Origin of the sequence: Geobacillus vulcani PSS1, from assembly GCF_000733845.1 — a bacterium.
Classification (GTDB): Bacteria; Bacillota; Bacilli; order Bacillales; family Anoxybacillaceae; genus Geobacillus; species Geobacillus vulcani.
The window spans coordinates 1149627-1171105 of sequence record NZ_JPOI01000001.1 but is presented as its reverse complement, the minus strand read 5'-3'; the positions used below and the strand labels follow the sequence as shown (position 1 = coordinate 1171105).

Here is a 21479-nt window from a genome sequence, read left to right as displayed (position 1 = left end):
ATCGGATTCCGTTGATAAGCAAAACGAGTAGCGTGTATGTGCAACTAACCAAGGACTGAGGACCGAGCTCCTTACTGGAAACCACGGTGTCACCTTCGGCTAAAATACGGGCCAAGCCATCCGTTTTCGTGCGTAATGACAAACGTCCAGTTGAACTCGCTGTCCACCACGTATAGATCGACCTTGTCGTTTTCCATTGCCAGATCGGCAGCTTTCAAACCGGAAGCGTCCTCCACTTTGAACGCATCGTCGCTGTGTTGAAAGAAAAGATAGCAGCACGTTTTCTCTTCTTGATCAAACGCCGTCTCCGCTTCTTCTCCCGTTAAACAGTCTCTCATTTCATAGCTGAACACATGCCATAAGTAGCCGTTGACTTCATTCCGATTATGAAGGTGGATGTGTTGTTTTTCTTCCGCAGTCAAATGGCCGGCAAACACCCTTTCCCACTGTTGTCGTAATTGCTCCCCGAAACCGGACTGTTTGCTGATTTTTATGTTTCGGCGAGCTAACTGATGAAATAACTCCATTCGGTTTCTCCCCCTGTGACCTGATGTGGCACCGCCTTCATTGGTGTGCTCATTTCGTCTGTCAGAACGTGCGATGGATCGACAAGATGGCTTCTCACCATCTTTTTCGCGCCGAGCGGTTTTCGTCCGTTCAGCCACTTCCCTGTTTCCGTCCGCACTTCGATGAGCAGCTGCCGCGCACCCTATGCACGGCAGTTTCTGCGCCTTGCCGCCCCGTTCCTATTCACCCGTCTCGGCAAAACGGCGGAGGCGCGCGCCAATTTCATCGCGCACGCGGCGGAACACCCCGAGTTTCTCCTCTTCTGTCCCTTCCGCTTTCGCTGGATCATCAAAGCCCCAATGGACGCGCTTCACGTGCGGCGGAGTGACCGGACAATGGTCGGCCGCATGGCCGCACAGCGTCACGACCAAATCGGCGCGATTCAGCAAGTCCGGGTCGATGACATCAGACGTTTGCTTCGCAATATCAATGCCGACTTCCTTCATCACCTTGACGGCATTCGGATTGAGCCCATGCGCTTCAATCCCGGCGCTGTACACGTCCCATTCATCGCCTAACAGTTGCTTGGCCCAGCCTTCCGCCATTTGGCTGCGGCATGAGTTTCCCGTGCATAAGAAATAAATGATTTTTTTCTTCATCGTTGATTCCCACCTTTATTTTGATTCTGGAGCAGCTGAGGAAAAATACTTTCGCTGAAACGCCAAGGCGACGTTGACAAGCGCGAGCATCACCGGCACTTCAATAAGCGGGCCGATCACCGCCGCAAACGCCGCACCCGAATGAATGCCAAACACCCCAATGGCGACGGCAATGGCCAGCTCAAAGTTATTGCTTCCTGCTGTAAACGCCAGCGTCGTCGACACCGGATAGCCAGCCCCCCATTTTCTCGCCAAAAAGAACGACACAAAAAACATGATAACAAAATAAAGAAGCAACGGAATGGCAATCCGGACGACATCAAACGGCAAGTTGACGATCATATCGCCTTTGAGCGAAAACATTACGATGATCGTAAACAAAAGCGCAACGAGCGTCAGCGGGCTGATTTTCGGAACGAATACCGTGTCATACCATGACCGGCCTTTCACTTTCACCAGCGTAAACCTTGTCGCCATGCCGGCGAAAAACGGAATTCCCAAATAAATAAACACCGATTTCGCCACTTCCGCCATCGTGATCTCAACAATCGCCCCCTCCAACCCGAGCCATTCCGGAATGACTGTCACAAACACGTACGCATACAGCGAGAAAAACAATACTTGAAACAGTGAATTGAAGGCGACAAGACCCGCTGCGTACTCTGTGTCACCGCGCGCCAGGTCATTCCAGACGATGACCATGGCGATACAGCGGGCGAGCCCGATTAAAATCAAACCAATCATATACTCCGACTTGTCAGGCAAAAAGACGACCGCCAATATGAACATAAGCAGCGGACCGATCACCCAGTTTTGCACGAGGGATAAGACGAGTACCTTCACATCTTTGAACACGCGTCCCATTTCCTCGTAGCGCACTTTTGCGAGCGGCGGATACATCATCAACATCAAGCCGATCGCAATCGGAATCGACGTTGTCCCCACTTGCAGACGGTTCAACCCATCCACCAGCCCCGGAGCCCAAATCCCGATTCCAATCCCAGCCGCCATCGCTAAAAAAATCCATACCGTCAAAAAGCGGTCTAAAAACGACAACCGCTTCGGTTCACAACAATCCACCGTTCTTCACCTCGTTGTTTAAAGTCAGCACCCGCAGCGGGCCGCGGGATTCGCTGTCTCGATTTTGCGAATGTTTTCGTCTTGGTCCGGAACGTATGACAACACCGCTTGCAGCAGGGAGTAGTATTCGCTTTGCGGCCGGAGCGAATAATACACCCATTGCCCCCTCCGCTCCTCTTGGATCAGCCCGGCGTCTTTCAACTTGCGAAGATGCTGGCTGATCGCCGGCTGGCTTGACGAAAACACCTCAAGCAGCTCGCACACACAGCACTCCCGCTGATTCAAAATCGCCAAAATCGTCAGCCGCGTCGGATCGCCGAGCAGCTTCAACACCCGAGCGGCTGCTCCTATCTCCATTGCGAGTTGCGGCATATCACCCCTCCATTCATCATCATATCATGATTTGCTTATATAAAAACGAACATCCATCATGAAACGGCCACGCCGACCAATGAAATGGTTTCCGTCAATCAGTATATAATTAAATAATTATATAAGTCAACCATGATGTATCGACAAAAGCAAGAAAAGCGAGCGTGCCGCATGTTTCCGCCGCACGCCCGCCAATGTCAGTCCATCCGCTTTTTCGCCGCCGACAACAGATCGACCGCCTTCGTCCCGACTCCGACAAACGTCTCGAGAATCGCCTGCGCCCCGGCGATCGAAAAGATAAAAATCAACGGCATGGCGATCTTTGGGATGAATAAATACCCAAGCGCGAGAAAAACCGCGCTCCACACTCCCGCACACCAGTAACAGTTCAACAAATAGCCGAATTTCGATTTCGGCACCTTCTTGATTTCCGTACTCCCGTCTTCGTGTTGGATTGTCTCTTTTTTCATAAACGGATTGCGAATAAACTCCGTGATCTTATCAAAGACGATCAAGTGGGTGAACCGATAGCTGGCCAAAATGATCATGATGTACGTCATCCAGTCGAGTTCACGAAGCATGGCGAGTCCCTTTCTTTTGCGAGCTTTTCCTTTAGTATGAACCAAGAAGCGCTTCGTTATGAACCTATATATAGATGCAACGAAGAAGTCTAACACATCCTTGACGGAAAAGCGGTTTGTCCATTTTCGACTGTCGAAGGCAAGCCACAGGCTTGCCTCCGTCACACCAAGGCGTGACGGAAGACCGAACAACCGCCTGTTTCACAGACCTATATATGGGTCTGGAAGCGGCGTTGTTCGGTCGCCCGACAGTCGATCAAATACTCGGTAAAAGCTGCAAATGGTAAAGCTTCAAATTGCATCTATATAGCACCATGGGTTCTAAAAATAAAAAATCTTTTTTTTGACCCTGTTAAGGTGCGAAATGTGAAGTATAATATTGACAGGATGCTCATCGAACGATGCATCTAATTTTACAAATGTCCTCTAGCACATCATCAATTGATTGAATATTAAAATCTCTTTCTATAAGTATGTACTTTGGATTCGTGCGTTGCAATATCCATTCTGTTGATGTCAAAATCTCGTTATTGATAGAATTAGAATGTGTATCTCTTAGCACTCCTCCACGATCCCTCTCAAATCCAGAAACATGAATACATTCAATTCTTTCAAAAGGATATTCTGATGTATATTCTTCAAAAGAATAGTTATTATTTAAAGCTGTTACATACGCATTTGTTACATCAAACAAAATTTTTATACGAGGATTCACATCCTTCAGTAATTCTTTAAAGAACCTTCCTTCACTTAAGACATTCTTATTAGACAACTTATTTTGTGTAATATTCTCTATTAAGATCGGATTAGAAAAAAAGCTTGATGTAATTTCCAGATTCCTTCTCATTATCTGTACATTTTCCACAGTATACTCTATCGGAAAAACCTTCGATAAATAAATGCCATGTATATGGGAATAGGCGACATGATCTGAATAATATTTTGCATTTACATAATCACTGTAGAAAGCATACTGTTCAATTGCCGGTCTGTATATTCCTTCTTTTGAACCCAAGGAGGATCGTAAACAATGTATACCTATATCAACATTATTTTCCTTACATAGTTTCAATAACCTTTTAGTCTCCTTATATCCAGTTATATCGGGCATGAGTTCGAGAAAATCTACGTATTTAATTAATTCATCAATAAATTCCTCGTGAATAGAATCTCTGTAACATAATCCTATTTTCATTCATCTTCTCCCCTTATTCGCGCAAAAAATACAAAAATAAACAAACTTAACGTAGCGTTTATTAATAACATCAGATGAACAGTAAGGGAAATGTACATGGCGAAAAAACTAAATAATAAAGTAGAGACGGATGTAACAACATTAATTAATTGCATTAGCTCCCTCTTGTCCCTTGTTTTATTTTTCTGAAGAAAAATCGTATTTATATAAACATTTATGCTCACACCTAGAGTGATAATAGTACTCAGTACTATAACTTGAAAAATAAGGGAGACATCAACATAATATATCACCATGAAAAACACAGTTAATATAAAGTAAAAGAGAGGAATATACTTACTCCAAATCCTATCCTTCAGATATCTCAGAAATAAAATGTTCATTGTTCCCGGTAATACAAATGGAATAAAAGATAACTTGATCATGCCTGCCTCATTAAATCTTTCTACTAAAGATGGTATCCATAGAATGGGAATGGATGATATAAGCCCAACAAATAGTAACAAAAATAAACTATTTACTTTCTTTTTACCGGCAATAGAAGCCTTGCTATATGAAAAACCGTGTTCAACATTTACACTTGCCATGACTAAAAACAAAATGAATGATAAGAAAATGTATATACTTAAAGGAATACTGAAAATGATAGCCCCTACTCCAAATCCTATAAGTTTCGCTAAATTCCCAACTATACTAATTTTCACCATACCGCCAAATAAGCGTTTCTCCTCTTCGAATATTTTTCTTTCCAAACTTCTTCCGACATACGAAGAAGAGAAAACTGAAATGGCGTATACAGCTAATAAGATCATTCCTTGATCTTTTAGAATAAATGACAAAAAAAATAGTATCAATAAAAGAAAGCTTGTCACTGCACTAATAAGCCGAGAATGTAAAGTTGAAATTTTCTTTATATAAGAAAAGTCAATAAAAATGAACATGCTAATAATTGAGTTTGTAATTATAACCCAAAAAGGGGAGATATGGGAAATAGATACAATTCTAGTTATCGTGTAGGAATAAAGAATACCAGATAACAAAATTAAAAATAAGTATAGTAAAGCAATAAATTGAATTTCCTTAACATATCTCATAATACACTCTTTCCACTTCTTGTGTTTTTTTGAATTCTTCGTACTCTAGTATGTGACTGAAAAAAAAGACAGATGCGTCCTCCCCATCTTCCGAAACATATAGCTCATAACCATCCTTGAATTTTACTAATATTCCATAATTAAAATCTCTAAAGTAACTAACCATTGTTTCTAAAATAGACCTTACTATGTCATACATATGAATCTGATAAGTATACTTAACGACTTCTAAGAAAAAAAAGAAAGAAAACGAACAATCCCTTTCAAAGTAGATTCGAAGTATGTCAGCTTGAACATTTCGAGGGAGTTCGACATTCTTAGGTAAATACTCTTTAAATATAATCATAAATCGATCGAGAGATTGAATGACAAATTTTTCGAAAATTTCATCCCTAGAATAAATATACATTGAGTACACATGCAAGTAAAAGCCCCCCATGGCTAGCACCTTTATGTAGGCGTAGCCATGGAGGTTTAACTTACCAGTCATAACAAGTTGCTTTAGCTGGTTTTTTCCTAGACTTCTTGATCACTTTTACTCGCATGTTTCCCCCCTTTCTACTAAAAATCGTATACATTACCAATTATATATATATATATTATATATTGTCAATATAAAATTTTTTTAAAAATAATACTATACATACAACACATCCTGCACACCGTAGGCGTTGCGGCACTTCCGGCAAAGATCCTGTGGGCTCAATCTGCAAGCCGAGCTATGGGAGAAAAATTAGCTGCGGAAGGCTTCACGTGAAAAGAATCAACCCTATGCACAGCCCCTGAACACGCTCATGAAATGGCTTTTTTCATGGCTAGAGCCAAATCGCCCACAACATAGTACATGCGAATGTTTCTCTATTGTAAATTAGCACATTATTTCAGAATCCCTTTTTCAAATTATTTCAGGCGGATTCGGAAATAATGTGCAAAATTTTTGCGGATTGTTCCGGATTTTGCACATTCTTTCGGAACGTTTGCACGCTCTTTCAGATGAAGATTTCCAGCGCGCCTGATGGACCTATGGAAAAGAGAAAGCACAAAAGAGGCCGATTCGGCCCCTTTCGTGCTAATACCCCATTTCCTCTGCGGCCATGCGCACCATTTCTTCGTCAATGGCGTCCTTTTTCAGCTGATACCCGTATAACAGGCACGTCGTGGCCAACGTGTTGATCACCCGAGGCCATCCCCGCGACTGCAGGGCAATCGCCTCTAACGCCGATGGGGTGAAGATCGGATGCTTCGCCCCGGCCTGTTTCATCCGATGCTTGATGTAGCCCGCCACCTCTTCCTTCTCCAGCGGCCCCATCCGGTATCGCATGATGATCCGCTGGTCGAGAGGGCGGTGCTGATTGAGCCGCAGCTTCCCCTGTAAATGGGGCAGCCCGGCCAAAATCAAGACAAATGGGTTGGTCGAATCCATCTCAAAGTTGAACAAGATCGCGATGTCCTGTAAAAATGCATCCTTCGCTAAATGCATCTCGTCCAAAATGAACACCGGCGTGATCCGCCGTTCATGATACAATCGCTCGATCGCCTGCTGGATTTGGCGGAAGAGGTCTACCTTGCGGTACTTCGGTTCCTCTCCTAATCCCAAGGCCAAACCACGGTAAAAATCCATCACGCCTCCGGTGGATAACGGAAAGTAGACGACATGATACAATGATGGATTCAATGATTCTTTCAGCGCCCGAAGGGCGAACGTCTTGCCCGCCCCCGGCTCTCCGATCAACAGCCCGATCCCCCGGGTTCGTTTCACGTACTCCAGCGCCCGCAACGCTTCCTGAAACGGCGCCCCTTGATACGCCTCGGACGGGTCTGTTTCTTTCGCAAACGGCTCCCGCGAAAGGGAGTAAAACGATTTATACACCGTGTTCTCCCTCCTTCGCCGGAATCGCCGCAAACGGGGACCGATGGCGTTTTACATAGGCGTTGTCCTCCAAACGAACCCGAACGGCCTCCGCCACCTTCCTTCCATCTTCGTACACATAGACGCCCCGTTCGTCATAGCGGAGTTCAATCGATTGCCCAATGAACCGGGGCGGCACTTCATACAGCTGCTTGTTCAAGGTGATCGTTCCATCGGCTTTGACCTTGCGTTGCTCCCGCTTCAGAAAAATCGCATCCAGCCAATCGCCATCTTCGATGAACGACACGAGATGCACTTGCGATTGAAACACCTCATGCGGCGTTTTTCCGTCCAGCGAGGCGTGCGGTTTTCGATGATACTCCTCTTCAAGCCACCTCCAAAAACGCTCGTTCAGCTCTTCGAGCGACTTCGGGGGATCCAACTCCAGCAGCGGATAAAACCGCGTCTGTACGGTGCGGAAGAACCGTTCGATTTTCCCTTTGCTTTGCGGGTCATACGGCTGGGTGTGGATGAGCGTAATTCCCATCTCGGCGCACGCATACTGCAGCACCTCGGATCGATAAATTTTCCCGTTGTCCGAGTAAATGCGCTTCGGCTTCCCGCAACGAAGCACCGCTTCCTTCGTGACGATCCGCAGCCCGTCAAACTTCTCCGAAGGGAAACTATACGTACGGCACAAACCGCGAGCAGTCATCGATATAGGCGATCAAAAACGTTTTCTGGGCTTTCCCATTGACTCGAATCGTTGGTCCATGGGATAAGTCCCCTTGCCAAAGCTCATTGATCTGGTCATACGCAAAGCGCTTTCGCTCCGGCATGGGCAAGATTTCTTTCCCGACAAGGTTGTGTTTTTTCAACAATCGGTATATAGTAAAGTAAGAGATATGGTTTTTTGGGATTTCCCCCTGCTCGATCAGGTGTTCGTAGAACACCGTCACGGGCATGGTGGGATGTTCTTTTCTTAGGGCTAAAATATGATCCTCATCATCGGGCGACAGACGCCTTGAGTGGCCGCGGTCCGAACGGCGCTTCGGCTTTAAGGCGTCAAAGCCCCCTTTTTTGTATCGGGTGCACCAATCGAGGATCGTCTTGGCTGCGATTCGTTTGTCGCCTTGGTGGGGAACATGGTGCACTCGCTCGCTCACCTCTTTCAGATACGCCTTCGGTTCCACCTGCCCATTCACCAACGGAGCGATTAGCCCGTACCGAAACAGGGCAATGTCGTGTCTCATCGACTCATCCATTCGAATCTCCTCCTTGTCTCACTTGGAATCAGGACCGTTCCGGTCCGTCTGCCCTTATCGTACCGGATCGCTTTTTCTCCGTCGATAGGAAAGGTTTGTGGGAACCTCAACCATTCCAATTTAGGATATGTATGTAAAATCAGGATCCCATTTGATTCGCAAAAGGGTGTCGGAATCCGTCCTTCCACATGTCTCTGATGACCGAATAGAGACCGTGTTTCTCCAACGTCCGGATCCACCAGGAAGCCCGTTCCTTTTCTTTTTTCACGATAGGGCCTATGATCCTCCACCGCCTCGCAAAAAAGCTGTGAAGGTTTGATAGGTTTCGGCAGAACCGCCGGACATAAAAGATGATGCCGTCCTTTGTCGGGAGAAACGGAGCCCGGTTCGTCCCCTCGGTCAATCCCAACTGCTCTTTCACGACTTGCCATATGGCGGACAACGTATACTGAAAATACGGGAGGAGAAAGGAAGGCAGCACACTCACCGTCTTCAAGCATTCCCGACAGCGATACCGGACAATCCAAATGCGATAATCACCATGTGGGGTCAATGCGTTTCGCTCATAGTAGCCGTGGCGGTGCAACGAGCGCTTGGCCCGGCAATGCGGACACTGTGTCAGAAGAGGGAAGTCGTTTTCTTTTCCACGCTCTGCATACGTTTGGACGTCAATGCCAAAGTCATGAAATTGAATCACGTCCTCCTCCCCCTCCTCTGAATCGATGGATTTTCTCTTCCGAAATAATTCACAAAAAATTTAGCACATTCTTTCAGAAAAGGGGAGAGGGCTTTCTGAAGGAATGTGCAAAAAAATGGCTCTTTTGTTCCGAAATAAAGTGATAATTTACATTTGTCGATCACTTGGTGGAATCCTTCTCCCCGTTCACGTGCGGCCGAGGAGCCCGGAATCCCTTCCAATTCCACAATGTTTCCGCCGTTTTTCAAGTGGTCGACGATAAATTGCGCCGCCATTTTTCCTCCTGCCACATTGTCAGAAGCGATATGGGTGACCACTTTCCCGCCGTCCGCGCTGCGGTCGACGGTAATGACCGGGATGTTGGCGCTGTTGGCGGATTCAATCGCAGACGTGACAGCGCTTGAGTCCGTCGGGTTGACCAGTAGCACATCGACTTTTTGCCTCATTGACTTCGTTCCTGTTCGGCCAAAAATGATTCCACCTCCTCTCGTCTCGGCATCCCAGCCTGCGCCCCGATTTTTGTCACGGACAGAGCCGCAGCCGCATTGGCAAATCGGCACGCTTCATGAAGCGCCTTCCCTTCCGCCAGCGCCACGGCAAGTGCCCCGTTAAACGTATCGCCCGCGCCCGTCGTATCCACGACGGGAACGTGGAAACTTGGAATGAGCCGTTCTTGTCCATCTTGCCAAATGCGCACCCCTTTGGCCCCTTCGGTGACAATGAGCTGATCGACAAACGATTCTTCATCCATCTTGTCAAACAAAATGCCCCGTTCATGTTCATTCGGCGTCAAGAAACTCGCCTGCTCGAGCACCACGAGCGGCAGCGGCTGGGCTGGAGCTGGGTTCACGATGACGCGCACGCCGTGGCGATGCGCGATCGAAACGGCCCGCTCCACAACAGGAAGCGGGATTTCCAGCTGCAGTAAGCACACATCGCTTTCGGCGATCACGGATTCATATGGATCCAGATCCTCCGGCGTCAGCGCATGATTCGCCCCAGGGACGACAATAATGCGGTTGTCCTGTTGCGAAATCGTAATCGCAGCAATGCCGGTACGTTGATGTGTAACCGATTTCACACAATCGACGGAAACGCCTTCATTTTGCAACGAACGGATGAGCTCTTGACCAAACGCATCATCCCCCACCGCACCAATCATTCGCACGTCGGCGCCAAGACGGGCGGCCGCCACCGCCTGGTTCGCTCCCTTGCCGCCGGGAGTGGTGAGAAACCGCTCGCCCAAGATGGTCTCCCCTTGGTTTGGAAAGCGTGCCGCCACGGTGACTAAGTCCATGTTGATACTACCGATCACGGTAATGACAGGCTTGTTCACGTTTGTTCCCTCCTTGACGTCGATTGCCGCACCATTAATTGAACCGGAAGCTGATAATGAATTTTTTCCAGTGGCTTTCCTTCGATTTGTTTGATTAAAATTCTGGCCGCGATGGCCCCCATTTCATAAATGGGCTGAGACACCGTCGACAGCTCAGGGGTGGTCATTTCCGTCAACGGGATGCCGTCGTAACCGATAATCGCAATATCATCAGGAACTCTCAATCCGCACTGCTGAACCGCTTTCAACGCACCGACCGCCATCGCGTCATTGCCGGCAAAAATGCCATCGATCTCATGATCGGTCAAAGCCGCCATCACCGCTTCTTTGGCCTGCTTGAGCTGGTAGTTCCCCTGAATCACTAACCGCTGCTCCCAAATCCCCAGTTCCATCATTTCATCCTGGTAACCACGAAAGCGCTCAACCGCGTTGACCACATGCATCGGACCTTGAATATGAGCGATGCGCCGACACCCCATTTCATACAAATGTCTAGTCGCCAACCGCGCACCCCCATAGTTATCAGCGACCACAGACGGATACCGCTCATGGAACGGACGGTCCAGCACAACAATCGGAACATCCCATTCATCCACTTCATCCGGCGTCAATTGGTTCGTTGTCAAAATGACACCGTCCACATATTTTTGTTTTAACACTTCGATGTATTCCCGTTCTTTTTCGGCTTTTTCATCGGAATTGCATAGAATAACCGTATAGTCATAAATATTCATCACATCTTCCACCGCGCGCACGAGTTCCGGAAAGAATGGGTTGGTAATATCAGGGACAATCAATCCAACCGTTTTGGATGTTTTTTTAAACAGCGCCCTCGCCACTTCACTCGGCTTGTAATTCAGCTCCTTCATCGCCTGTCTGACGCGCTTCTCCGTTTCTTCATTCACGTACCCGTTTTGATTCAACACCCGCGACACGGTGGCGACGGAGACACCCGCACGCTTTGCGACATCACGAATCGTTGCCATTGTCGATTCCTTCTCTTTCGTTGATGTAACCGGTTACAGATAGTATACATGATTTTGGCGAAGCCATCAAGCATTTTCCTATCCCTTCTCACCCCGAGGCTCCTTTTAAACATGGAGGTCAGTCATATTGTGATTTTCCCCTCCTACGGTTATAATAAGAGTGAAAAAACCATACGATAAAAGCAGGACATTGGTAGCCACCAATGTCCTGATCGACACGCACGGCTGCTGCAAGAAGTGCAGTGGCCCGGAAGCGAGCAGGAGCAACCCACCCTCACCTAGGCCGAGCAGGGTGGGTTACTTCTCTTTTGACACCGCAATGACTGCCACGACAAGCGACGCAAAAGAAATCATTAAGGACAACGCCTCCGCAACAGTCATCAATCCAGCAGCACCCCCTTTCATCAAGGGAGTCGCCACTGCCCACCCTGCGTAAACCGTGCATTTGTATTATACCATGCTCGATGCAACCCACAAATAGATCTTGGCAAATTGAGGATGTTTTTCCATCACACAAAAAACTCCTTGCCCGCCGCAAGGAGTGTTGTTCGCTATTCTTTTTTCCACCGCTCGCTCGCTTCATCCGCCTGTTTGGCCGCCGCCATCATACTCATGATGACAAGCATCACAGACGAACCGACAAACATTCCGGCGATAAACGCGACCATGGCCATCTCTCCCTTTTCTTTGAAACTAGTTATTTGCCATTCTTTCCTTTTTCGCCCCGGCCTATACGTTGGGAGAGTTTGTTATCATATCATACGCCGCGCTGGAGCGAACGATGCCTCGCTTTCCGCCAACGGCAGCAAAAAAACACGATGACTAAAGCGATCAGCGCCCCACATGAGTCGATCGCCACATCTTTCGGCGTCGCCGTCCGCCCTGGCTCAAACGATTGATGCCATTCATCGGTTGCGGCATAAGCGGTCGCAAACAGCCAGGCGCCGATATACGATGCCCGCCTCGGGAACAGCGCCCGCCAGACCAACACAGCCAAAATGCCGAATTCGGTCAAATGCGCCGCTTTGCGAATGAGGAAGTTCAAGAACGAAGGACCTTCCTCCTCCCCGCCGCCAAACGGCCAATACGAGAGAATCACTTGCAAGACGTGAGCGGTATTCGCTCCGGTGAACCACGAAGACTCGCTAAACATATAAATGACGAGACACCAAAGCATGACGGGGAGCCAGCGGGAGAGAAGTTCTCTCATCGTTTTCACCTGCCAACCACCTTGTTGCCGACAAAGCGAACCAACGAAAGCAGGCGCCTTGTCCGCGAAATCCTTTACCATCATAACAAGGATGGCGATAGTTTTCCATTTTCTTTTTTCAAAGCGGGGATAACGGGGTTGGTTGGAAAATCACCTAGGAGAAGGGTAATTTAATCATGTATACGGTTCTATCATGTCATTTCTCAATTAGAAAACCCTTGTTGCATCGGTTCTGTTTTCCACTCACTCTCCCATTGATGAAGGGGAGATCAGCGTTTTTCACCAACCTTCTAGAAAGCCGGTGAAAAACCGCTGTCACACCCCGATCGGCGGCATTTTCATTCAGAAAAGAAAGTGGATTCTACAAAGTTTCTCTAATTGGGAAATTGATGGGATCAGTAACATTTTACACTAAATCACCAGCCTCCTAGGTTTGAACCTAAAGAAGGGACCTTCTCCGTTTAAAAAATTCCCTCCATCCAGCGAAGTCCTTCCTCAAGAGAAAATTTCCCCCGTTTATGTTGGGCTCAACGCGGGTATAGTAGTAAAAGAAAAATCTGTACATTCTTTCGAGCCAGTACTATAATTTTTAGAAAGAAGGCGAAGTGAGGTGATTCGCGTGCCCCCTGCTTTAGAGAAAATGAACGTGTCATTGTCTTGTTCTCAACATATGAACAATCAGCCGGACAAGAACCTTTCTTTTGCTGAGTTACGAAAAAAGCTGGCCAAACCTGCTCCATTTGGGAAAAATTGGTGGACATATACAAACAAGGAAGGTAGTTTCGCATGTCGTTTGTCATGACCTATCAAGAAGTTTTAAATGAAAATTTTGGACAAGCGTCTATCTACATTGATGCTTGTTTTATTTTGTCCTATATGGACTCTGATGACCCAAGGGGAGATAAGGTATGTGAGATTCTCCAAAAGTGGGATCATGAAGGGATTCATAAATTAGGGATAAGCACCCATGTATTTGGAGAGGTGTTGCATAACTTATTCATTCAAGAGGTATTGTTGCCGCTAGAAACTTATCACCGCAGTCAATCCCATCGGCCTTTGGCATCTCATCACAACCATCTCCCTAGAAGGCCGGTGATTTACTCGCGCAACCGCTTCCCGGAACCGTTTCTCAAGTAGAAAAAGCTTGTTGCATCAGCCGCTATGTTCGCGCGTTCCATCATCGATCAAGGCAAACAGCGATTTTTCACCAACCTTCTAGAGAATTGCACGAAAGCATATCATCCCTTCTCACTTCCTAATGGGCGAAAGGCGGAACCGGTTATTCCGCTTCCGCCAACAATTTCAACGTTGCGCCGATAAACAGCTGCACGCCGATCTCAAGCGCGTCTTCGTCAATCGTAAAGCGCGGGTGGTGATGCGGGTACACGATGCCTTTTTCTTCGTTTCGGGCGCCGACGTAAAAGAAGCTGCCCGGCGCTTTTTGCAAGAAGGCGGAGAAATCTTCGCCGCCCATGTTCGGTTTCAAGCGGGCGACGGCTTCGTCGCCCAACAGTTCGCGCGCTGTTTCCTCAATGACGCGGGTCACTTCGTCATGGTTGATCACCGGGCGATAGCCGTAGTCAAACTGGAACTCGTACGAGGCGCCGTGCGCTTCGGTAATGCCTTTGACAATGCGCTCCATCCATTGCGGCACCGTGCGACGCAACGTGTCGTCAAACGTGCGCACCGTCCCTTGGATTTCAACTTTTCCGGGCAGAACGTTGTCCGCCGTGCCGGCGACAAATTGCGTCACGGATACGACGAGCGGCTCGAGCGGGTCGACGTAGCGCGAGACGATGTGCTGCAAGTTCGTCACGACTTGCGCCCCGATGGCGATGGCATCGATCGTTTGATGCGGCATGGCCCCGTGGCCGCCTTTGCCGATAATGCGAATGAAAAAGCGGTCTGGTGCAGCCATCATCGGTCCGTACACAATGCCGACTTTTCCGCGCTCCAGCGGCGACCAAAGGTGTGTGCCGATGACGACATCGACCCCGTCCATGACGCCCGCTTGCACCATCTCTTCCGCCCCGCCCGGGAACAGTTCTTCCGCATGTTGGAACAAAAAGCGGATCTCGCCGCGGATGGCATCGCGCAGCTGGGAAAAAATTTTCGCCGTCCCAAGCAGCATCGCCGTATGGCCGTCATGGCCGCACGCATGCATGACGCCGGGATGTTTTGACGCAAATTCAAACGTGTTTTCCTCTTGAATCGGCAGGGCGTCCATATCGGCGCGAATGGCGACGACCCGCCCGGGCTGCTTGCCGACAAGCCGCGCCATCACGCTCGTTTTCGTCGGCCGCGAAAGCTCAAGGTGGCCGAACGATTGCAGCGTCTCGTAAACAAACTGCGCCGTTTTCTCCTCTCGGAATGACAATTCAGGATGGGCGTGCAGATGGCGGCGCCAGGCGATGACGTCCGCTTTCACTTCATCGACGAGTCGTTTGATCTCTTCCCTTGTCATCACGTTCCCCCTCTTTTCCTCTTATGAATATTATAAAATAAAATTTCCGAATTTTCACTTCAATTCGTTTAAAAGACAAGCAACCCCCGTTTGTTTCATGAGTGGCTGCTTTCTCAAACATCATTCACAATATTCCATTGTTTCCTTCACCGGTTGTCGCCCTCCACCCGCCGGCGGCCGCCCGATCGACTCGTAGATCAAGCCGGCGGCCGCTGCTTGTTTGACGTCATAGCAATTGCGTCCGTCCACCACCAGTGGCGTGTTCATGAGCGCTTTGTAGCGGCCAAGGTCAAACTGCAAGACGGCCGGCCATTCGGTGAAAATCAAGCAAACGTCCGCGTTGCGGATGGCTTCCTCGATCGTCTGGCAACAGACGACCGCATCGCCGAACCGGCGGGCGACATGCCCTAGGGCAGCCGGATCCCAGACGCGCACGTTTGCCCCTTCGGCAATGAGCCATTCGATGTTCGCCAAGGCGGGAGACTCGCGCACATCATCGGTGCCGGGCTTGAACGCCGCGCCGAGCACCGCCACCGTTTGATTGCGAAAGTCGCCGATATACGAACGCGCCTTATCGATCAGCTTCCACTTTTGCTTTTCGTTGACATCGATCGCCGCCCAAACCGTTTTGAGCGAATAGCCATAGGAAGCGGCCAGGGCATACAAGGCGTTCGCATCTTTCGGCAGGCAAGAGCCGCCATAGCCAACGCCAGCGCGCAAAAAGCGGCGGCCGATGCGCGGGTCCATGCCAATTCCTTCCGCCACCGCCTCAATGTCGGCGCCGATCCGCTCACAGACGTTGGCGATTTCGTTAATATAGGAAATTTTCAACGCTAAAAACACATTGGCGGCGTATTTGATCATCTCCGCGCTTTTCCGGTCGGTGACCACATACGGAAGCGCAAACGGGGCGTACAGCTCCTTCATCACCCGTTCAGCGCGGTCTGAATCCACTCCCAATACGATGCGCGGCGCCTGCAGTGTATCGCGCACCGCCGTCCCTTGTGAGAGAAACTCCGGGTTGGAAACGACGTCAAACCGCACGCGATGGCGCGCATGCTCTGCCAAAAAGCGGGCGGCTTCATCCCCGGTGCCGACCGGCACGGTTGATTTGATGGCGACCAAGCAGTCGCGCTCCGCCGTCAACGCAATGCGGCGCAACACCTCCCAGACGTCGTCGAGCCGCACCGATCCGTCCGGCAATGGGGGCGTGCCGACAGCGATCATGATCACTTCCGCCTCCCGATACGCTTCCTTGTCATCGGTTGTAAAGCGAAGGCGGGCGCGGTTCCGCTCAATGAGCGGCTCCAGCCCCGGCTCGTAAATCGGGATGGCGCCTTCGTTTAACAAGCGGATTTTTTCCGCATTCACGTCCACACATGTGACGCTATGCCCTTTATCCGCCAAACAAGCGGCGGTCACGAGCCCCACATATCCTGTTCCTGCGATCGCAATGTTCATCGTTTTCCACACCTTTATTGATCCTTTGCGGCCGTAGTCGCTTGTACTCATTATAGCGAATCGCCTGTCGATTTTCACGATTTCCGTCCGACCACCAACATGTTCCAAACAAAAAACCGAGGTGCAGTGCAGCCCCGGTTATGCGGCGTGTTTTCGGTTCACAACGGTCGGCCAATCGATGATAAAACCAAGCACAGCACCGATCAGCGCGGGCACCACCCAACCAAGCCCAACGGAAAACAGCGGCGCCCAAGACAGAAGCGGCTCAAGCCATGCCGTTTCCACCCCCATTGCCTTGAATCCGTCGTACAGACTGAACACGCCGGTAAACAGCAACGCCATGCCGTACACTTTCGCCGAGCCGCGGAAAAAGCGGTGGAAAAACGACAAGACGACGAGCACAATCGCCAACGGATACAACATCGTCAACACCGGAACGGAAACAGCGATCAGCGCGTTTAACCCGAGATTGGACATGACAAAGCTAAAGAGGGTCAGCGCGGTGACATAAGCCCGATACGACACAGCCGGAGTCAGCTCGTGAAAATATTGCGCACAAGCGGCCACCAAGCCAATCGCGGTCGTCAGGCAAGCCAGCGCTACAATCACCCCGAGCAGCACCTTTCCGCCGCTGCCAAACAGAAGCGAGGACACATGCGAAAGCAGCTCAGCCCCGTTCGCAAACGAACCGGCCCCAGCCATTCTCGCGCCCACGCCGGCAATGCCGGCATACACAAGCGCAAGCCCCGCTGCCGCGATCACGCCCGATTGAATCGTCGCTTTCGCCTGCAGCGCCGGCCGATCGATTCCACGGTCACGAAGCGCTTGAATGACCACGATGCCAAAGGCAAGAGCCGCAATCGTATCCATCGTTAAATACCCTTCGAGCATCCCTTTGGCCAACGGAGCCGAAGCATATTTTTCCGCCGGCTCTGCCTGCGGGTCATCCAACCGGACCAAGCCGGCTAGGCAAAGCACGGCAATCGACAGCAGCAACATCGGCGTCAACCATTGACCGATCCGATCGACCAACTTGGACGGATTTAAACTGAGCCAGTAGACAAGAGCGAAAAAGACGCCGGTAAACAGCCACATCACGAGCGATCCACTCGCGAGGAAAAACGGCTTCGCCCCGATTTCGTAAGCGACGCTCGCCGCCCGCGGAATACCAAAAAACGGGCCGATCGCCAAATACACGGCCAACGAAAAACAGAAACGAAACAGCGGATGAACAGCATGGCCGAGCGAACGGATGCCATCCTGGGCGAACGCCACCGCCGCGACCGACAGCAGCGGCAGCCCCACGCCCGTGATGATGAAGCCGGCGATCGCCGGCCACACCGCCGTCCCGGCTTCCATTCCTAAATATGGGGGGAAAATTAAGTTTCCGGCCCCGAAAAAGAGCGAAAAGAGCATCAATCCCGTCAATACCACATCCCGTGCCTTCATAATCTCCCTCATTTCCATTTTCAAGAAAATAAATTGAGTATTCTGATATATATCATTTCAGTGTATTCTGATATATATCATTTCAGTGATTTGAACGGTTATCATCTTTGAAAATCCCTTATACCGTTGATTTTTATCCCCGGGTGGAGGGCAGATCGCGCTGTCCGGGAATTTTTTCATAAAAATATTATACTTTTTTAACTATTTTTTCAACCACTTCACTTTTCGGGGGCATCCCGCGCCAGCTGGGGATGTTTCCCTAGCTGACCATGAACCTTTTCCAACATCACTATCAGCCAATGAGGGCATTCATTTCGCCTGGAAGGTTGGTGATTGAAGGAAGCAGACTGCTTTTCTCAAATGGAAACGCTCTGCCGCACGGGTATCGCCTTTTATACGTTCCCCCATCGACCAAGAGAAACAACCGTTTTTCACAGCCCTTTAGAATGTAAAATGGCGCGCTCCATACTCCGATGGATTCACAATCGTATGGACACTCGCTGAATCGCCATTGACGCTGATAAAGTGGCTCGTTTCCTTTGGCCCCAGCCCTCTAACAGTCCCTTGAATACGCCCGATTTTCTCCGGCTCTCCGTTTCCGATGTTCCAGCTGTACAATTCTTCCTTTGCATCATAGCTGTTGCCAAAATACGCATAGTTTCCCCTGACGCATAGAGCGGTCGATCCGTGCAACACTGTCGGCACTTCATATCTTTTCCATGTTTTTGTAAACGGGTCGACTTGAATGAGCGAAAAGTCGCTGTAAGGAAAAAGCCATAAAGTCGAGGCCTTCCCTTTGTTTATCGCATAGCAGTCAACGATCATCGGACAATCTGTTAGATGAGAATGATATTTCCATATTGGCGATCCATCGAATCGAAATAAAACCAATCCTTCCGTCGAAATCCCTTTGCCAAACACCCCTTCATCAAAGTAGCTGATCCAAATCCCTTCTCTGCCAACGGCTATGTCTTCAATGCCGTCACCGCCGCAAAAAGAATGTCGTACAGTTCCATGTAGATCGATCAAAAACACATTATGGCCGCTTCCGTCACTTCTCGCATCCGCCAACAAAACGCGCTCGCTGTCGACCCAACGAATGATCGGAAACCGAACAGCAACAGCTGGACGGAACACGACTCCATTCGCCACACACTCCATCCGGTTGCGATTTTTTTGCACGGCCAACCATCCGTACCGATCGCTCCAATCCGCATCGATCAGCCGAATTCCACTTCGTTCAGAAACAAGCGAATAAAAGGTATAGGTTGTCACTTCCAATGTTCATCCCTCACAGACTTTACTTTTTGACGAACATCTTTCTCTAGGTCGATGGGGCTTTTCCCTGCTTCTTTTTACGCGAGGGAAACTGGCCACGTCCAGACCGATAACCGCTTCAAACCGCTTTTCTCGACTTCTTGTTGCGCAAGGGGACCCCAACGGGAACAAGTGTGCACCATCAGCCGGAGGACTATCTGCGGCCAAAAGAAAACCGGGAGAATCCCCGGTTGCGCAGCGTGTTTCCGTTTGCTTGATGGCAGCCGGTCGATCACAAGCAACGAACAGACCGCCAAACCTCGATGTCTCTCGTTGTTTATTCAAAATTTCTATACCGCACCCTCGTACTCTACAAGCCCACGACCTCGATGTCCGTCGTTCTTTATTCAAAATACCGCTTCACCGCAGCCGCAATCGCCGTTGTCACCGCTTCCTGATAGCCGTCTGTCGCCACCGTCGCCGCATCCGAGCGGTTGCTTAAATAGCCGAGCTCAAGCAGCACAGACGGCTGTTCATTTTCCCGCAGCACGTAATAGTCGCCAAACGCAACGCCCCGGAACGGCAGCACGGAAAGCTGCGAGAACGGGCCTTGGAACGACTGGGCTAAACCGTAGTCGGCAAATCGGTCATAATAGTAGACAGTGATGCCAGAGGCCGCAGGGTCCTCAGCACTGTCGTAATGCAAGCTGATAAAGGCATCGGCTTGATACAGGCGGGCCGCGGCGACGCGCGCCGACAGCGGCACGTAATCATCCCCCGTGCGCGTCAACACGACTCGGGCGCCGAGTTTTTCCAGTTTTTGTTTGAGCCGCTCCGCCGTTTTGATCGTCAGCGCTTTTTCCATGACGCCGTCCACGCTTTGCGCCCCGCCGTCCTTGCCGCCATGGCCGGCGTCAAGGACGATCGTTTTTCCGGCAAGCGCTTGAATCGGTCCGCGCGTCCATGAATACACATACGAGCCCGGCGCCTGTTTGGGCAAAGAAGCGAAGCGAGTCCCCACAGCCATGGCGGAGGCAACGGCGTCTTCGTTGTCAGCACCCGGCGCTTGCTTGCCATCCGTTTTGATATAATCCGCCGCTGCCCAACCTTCCAGCCCCGAACGCGTCTTGATTTGATACCAGCCTCGCTTCGCCGCGACAATCTCGACGCGGTCTCCCTGCCCAAGCCGTCCGATCCGTTCCGCTTCCAATGACGGCGCCGCCCGCACGTTCAATGAATCCACGGTCACCACTCCCGTTTGCACCGCACCTGCTGATTCAGCGGTGGTCAGATACGACGCCGCCACCCAGCCGATGGCATCTTCGCTCACCACTTTTTTCCATTGACCCTCTTCTTGAATGACGGCCACTTGGTCTCCCTGCCTCAAATAGCCGATCACGCGCCCGTCGAAACTTGGTTTTTGGCGAAGGCGAAGCTTGTCCACTGTCACTTTCTCCATTCGTTCAACGGGAGCGGCGTACGTCGCCGCGAGCCAACCGATTTGTCCTGATTTCCATTGGATTTTCATCCAACCGCCTTCCTCCGCGACCAACGGATACGTCTCGCCGCGGTGAACGGTTGCCCATAAGCGGTACGGCACGCCCGGCCCTTGGCGGACGTTGACCTGATCCGCGGTCACGACGACAAACCGTTCTGTTTTTTCCTTTTCCCCTTCAGCCCCTGCCGGCCAGGCCAAGGCCACTATCCAACATAGACAAAACCATGCGGCGAGCCATCCTCCCCGCCTCATGCGCTCTCCCTCCCCGCTCTCTCGTTCTACATATATGGTTCGCCCACTCAAGCTAGTTTCCTGTCTGTCTACTGGAAAAACCGCTCGACAAAACAGGCGTTATAGCGGCACCCGGCGACATCTTCCCGCGCGAGGAAACAGCCAATCCGTCTTTTCTTCTCCGCTCAAGAGATTGCACACCGTGAAGCGCCCTCCCCCTCAAACCGAACGATTTCGTCAAACGATGGGATCGCTTCCGCCCACCGCGCCAACTGCGCCTGCACGGCC

20 protein-coding genes and 2 pseudogenes are annotated in these 21479 nt (G+C 50.1%); 1 reads left to right on the top strand and 21 read right to left on the bottom strand.

Annotated elements, in window-relative coordinates; translation table 11 throughout:
- Window positions 1-89 precede the first annotated feature (89 nt).
- The 16 genes and pseudogenes from N685_RS0106320 to N685_RS0106240 form a co-directional block, all read right to left on the bottom strand.
- Window positions 90-527 carry a DUF4275 family protein gene (locus tag N685_RS0106320; protein ID WP_031406812.1) on the bottom strand — a complete coding sequence of 146 codons (438 nt, stop codon included), beginning with the start codon at window positions 525-527 and terminating at the stop codon, window positions 90-92.
- A 219-nt stretch (window positions 528-746) separates the two neighbouring features.
- Window positions 747-1166, bottom strand: a complete 420-nt coding sequence (arsC, locus tag N685_RS0106315; protein WP_031406810.1) for an arsenate reductase (thioredoxin) — start codon at window positions 1164-1166, stop codon at window positions 747-749.
- Window positions 1167-1181: 15 nt separating this feature from the next.
- A complete protein-coding gene (gene arsB / locus N685_RS0106310) occupies window positions 1182-2246 on the bottom strand; it encodes an ACR3 family arsenite efflux transporter (protein WP_031406808.1) in 1065 nt (354 codons plus the stop codon).
- 24 nt (window positions 2247-2270) lie between these two features.
- Window positions 2271-2618 carry an ArsR/SmtB family transcription factor gene (locus N685_RS0106305; protein WP_015375941.1) on the bottom strand — a complete coding sequence of 116 codons (348 nt, stop codon included), beginning with the start codon at window positions 2616-2618 and terminating at the stop codon, window positions 2271-2273.
- A gap of 197 nt (window positions 2619-2815) precedes the next feature.
- Window positions 2816-3199, bottom strand: coding sequence for a DUF1360 domain-containing protein (locus N685_RS0106300; RefSeq protein ID WP_031406805.1), 384 nt, complete (start codon window positions 3197-3199; stop codon window positions 2816-2818).
- 391 nt (window positions 3200-3590) lie between these two features.
- On the bottom strand, window positions 3591-4394 hold the full coding sequence (locus N685_RS0106295) for a DUF692 domain-containing protein (RefSeq protein WP_031406803.1): 804 nt from the start codon (window positions 4392-4394) through the stop codon (window positions 3591-3593).
- A complete protein-coding gene (locus N685_RS0106290; protein ID WP_237746877.1) occupies window positions 4391-5206 on the bottom strand; it encodes a hypothetical protein in 816 nt (271 codons plus the stop codon). The genes N685_RS0106295 and N685_RS0106290 overlap by 4 nt, the downstream gene beginning before the upstream one ends.
- A 1351-nt stretch (window positions 5207-6557) precedes the next feature.
- Window positions 6558-7358, bottom strand: coding sequence for an ExeA family protein (locus N685_RS0106280; RefSeq protein ID WP_031406797.1), 801 nt, complete (start codon window positions 7356-7358; stop codon window positions 6558-6560).
- Window positions 7351-8602, bottom strand: a pseudogene (locus tag N685_RS18295) (IS481-like element ISBst1 family transposase). The gene N685_RS0106280 and the pseudogene N685_RS18295 overlap by 8 nt, the downstream one beginning before the upstream one ends.
- Window positions 8603-8741: 139 nt before the next feature.
- Window positions 8742-9299, bottom strand: coding sequence for a DUF6431 domain-containing protein (locus N685_RS20005; RefSeq protein WP_031406795.1), 558 nt, complete (start codon window positions 9297-9299; stop codon window positions 8742-8744).
- Between the two features lie 152 nt (window positions 9300-9451).
- Window positions 9452-9745: pseudogene (locus N685_RS18290) on the bottom strand (substrate-binding domain-containing protein); the annotation flags it as partial.
- Window positions 9742-10635, bottom strand: coding sequence for a ribokinase (gene rbsK / locus N685_RS0106260; RefSeq protein WP_031406790.1), 894 nt, complete (start codon window positions 10633-10635; stop codon window positions 9742-9744). The pseudogene N685_RS18290 and the gene rbsK, both read right to left, overlap by 4 nt.
- Window positions 10632-11621 carry a LacI family DNA-binding transcriptional regulator gene (locus N685_RS0106255; protein ID WP_031406788.1) on the bottom strand — a complete coding sequence of 330 codons (990 nt, stop codon included), beginning with the start codon at window positions 11619-11621 and terminating at the stop codon, window positions 10632-10634. The genes rbsK and N685_RS0106255 overlap by 4 nt, the downstream gene beginning before the upstream one ends.
- A gap of 297 nt (window positions 11622-11918) precedes the next feature.
- Window positions 11919-11975 carry a hypothetical protein gene (locus N685_RS20000; protein ID WP_233134483.1) on the bottom strand — a complete coding sequence of 19 codons (57 nt, stop codon included), beginning with the start codon at window positions 11973-11975 and terminating at the stop codon, window positions 11919-11921.
- Between the two features lie 197 nt (window positions 11976-12172).
- Entirely contained in the window at window positions 12173-12289 is a 117-nt protein-coding gene (locus N685_RS19995) for a DUF3789 domain-containing protein (RefSeq protein WP_237746876.1), read from the bottom strand.
- Between the two features lie 89 nt (window positions 12290-12378).
- Entirely contained in the window at window positions 12379-12831 is a 453-nt protein-coding gene (locus N685_RS0106240) for a VanZ family protein (protein ID WP_031406786.1), read from the bottom strand.
- Between the two features lie 786 nt (window positions 12832-13617).
- Between N685_RS0106240 and N685_RS0106235 the strand changes: the two genes are divergently transcribed.
- The gene (locus N685_RS0106235; RefSeq protein ID WP_031406784.1) at window positions 13618-13968 is read left to right on the top strand and encodes a hypothetical protein; all 351 of its coding nucleotides are present in this window, start codon (window positions 13618-13620) and stop codon (window positions 13966-13968) included.
- A 142-nt stretch (window positions 13969-14110) separates the two neighbouring features.
- Here the strand turns inward: N685_RS0106235 and N685_RS0106230 are convergent, their stop codons facing one another.
- The 5 genes from N685_RS0106230 to N685_RS0106210 form a co-directional block, all read right to left on the bottom strand.
- The gene (locus N685_RS0106230; RefSeq protein ID WP_031406782.1) at window positions 14111-15295 is read right to left on the bottom strand and encodes a M20 family metallopeptidase; all 1185 of its coding nucleotides are present in this window, start codon (window positions 15293-15295) and stop codon (window positions 14111-14113) included.
- A 120-nt stretch (window positions 15296-15415) separates the two neighbouring features.
- Entirely contained in the window at window positions 15416-16756 is a 1341-nt protein-coding gene (locus tag N685_RS0106225) for a UDP-glucose dehydrogenase family protein (protein WP_033842313.1), read from the bottom strand.
- A 138-nt stretch (window positions 16757-16894) separates the two neighbouring features.
- Window positions 16895-18205: a branched-chain amino acid transport system II carrier protein gene (gene brnQ, locus N685_RS0106220; RefSeq protein WP_031406778.1), complete on the bottom strand. Its 1311-nt coding sequence runs from the start codon at window positions 18203-18205 to the stop codon at window positions 16895-16897.
- Window positions 18206-18646: 441 nt separating this feature from the next.
- The gene (locus N685_RS0106215; RefSeq protein ID WP_162176087.1) at window positions 18647-19480 is read right to left on the bottom strand and encodes a TetR family transcriptional regulator; all 834 of its coding nucleotides are present in this window, start codon (window positions 19478-19480) and stop codon (window positions 18647-18649) included.
- 385 nt (window positions 19481-19865) lie between these two features.
- Window positions 19866-21212 carry an N-acetylmuramoyl-L-alanine amidase gene (locus tag N685_RS0106210; RefSeq protein WP_031406775.1) on the bottom strand — a complete coding sequence of 449 codons (1347 nt, stop codon included), beginning with the start codon at window positions 21210-21212 and terminating at the stop codon, window positions 19866-19868.
- Window positions 21213-21479 lie beyond the last annotated feature (267 nt).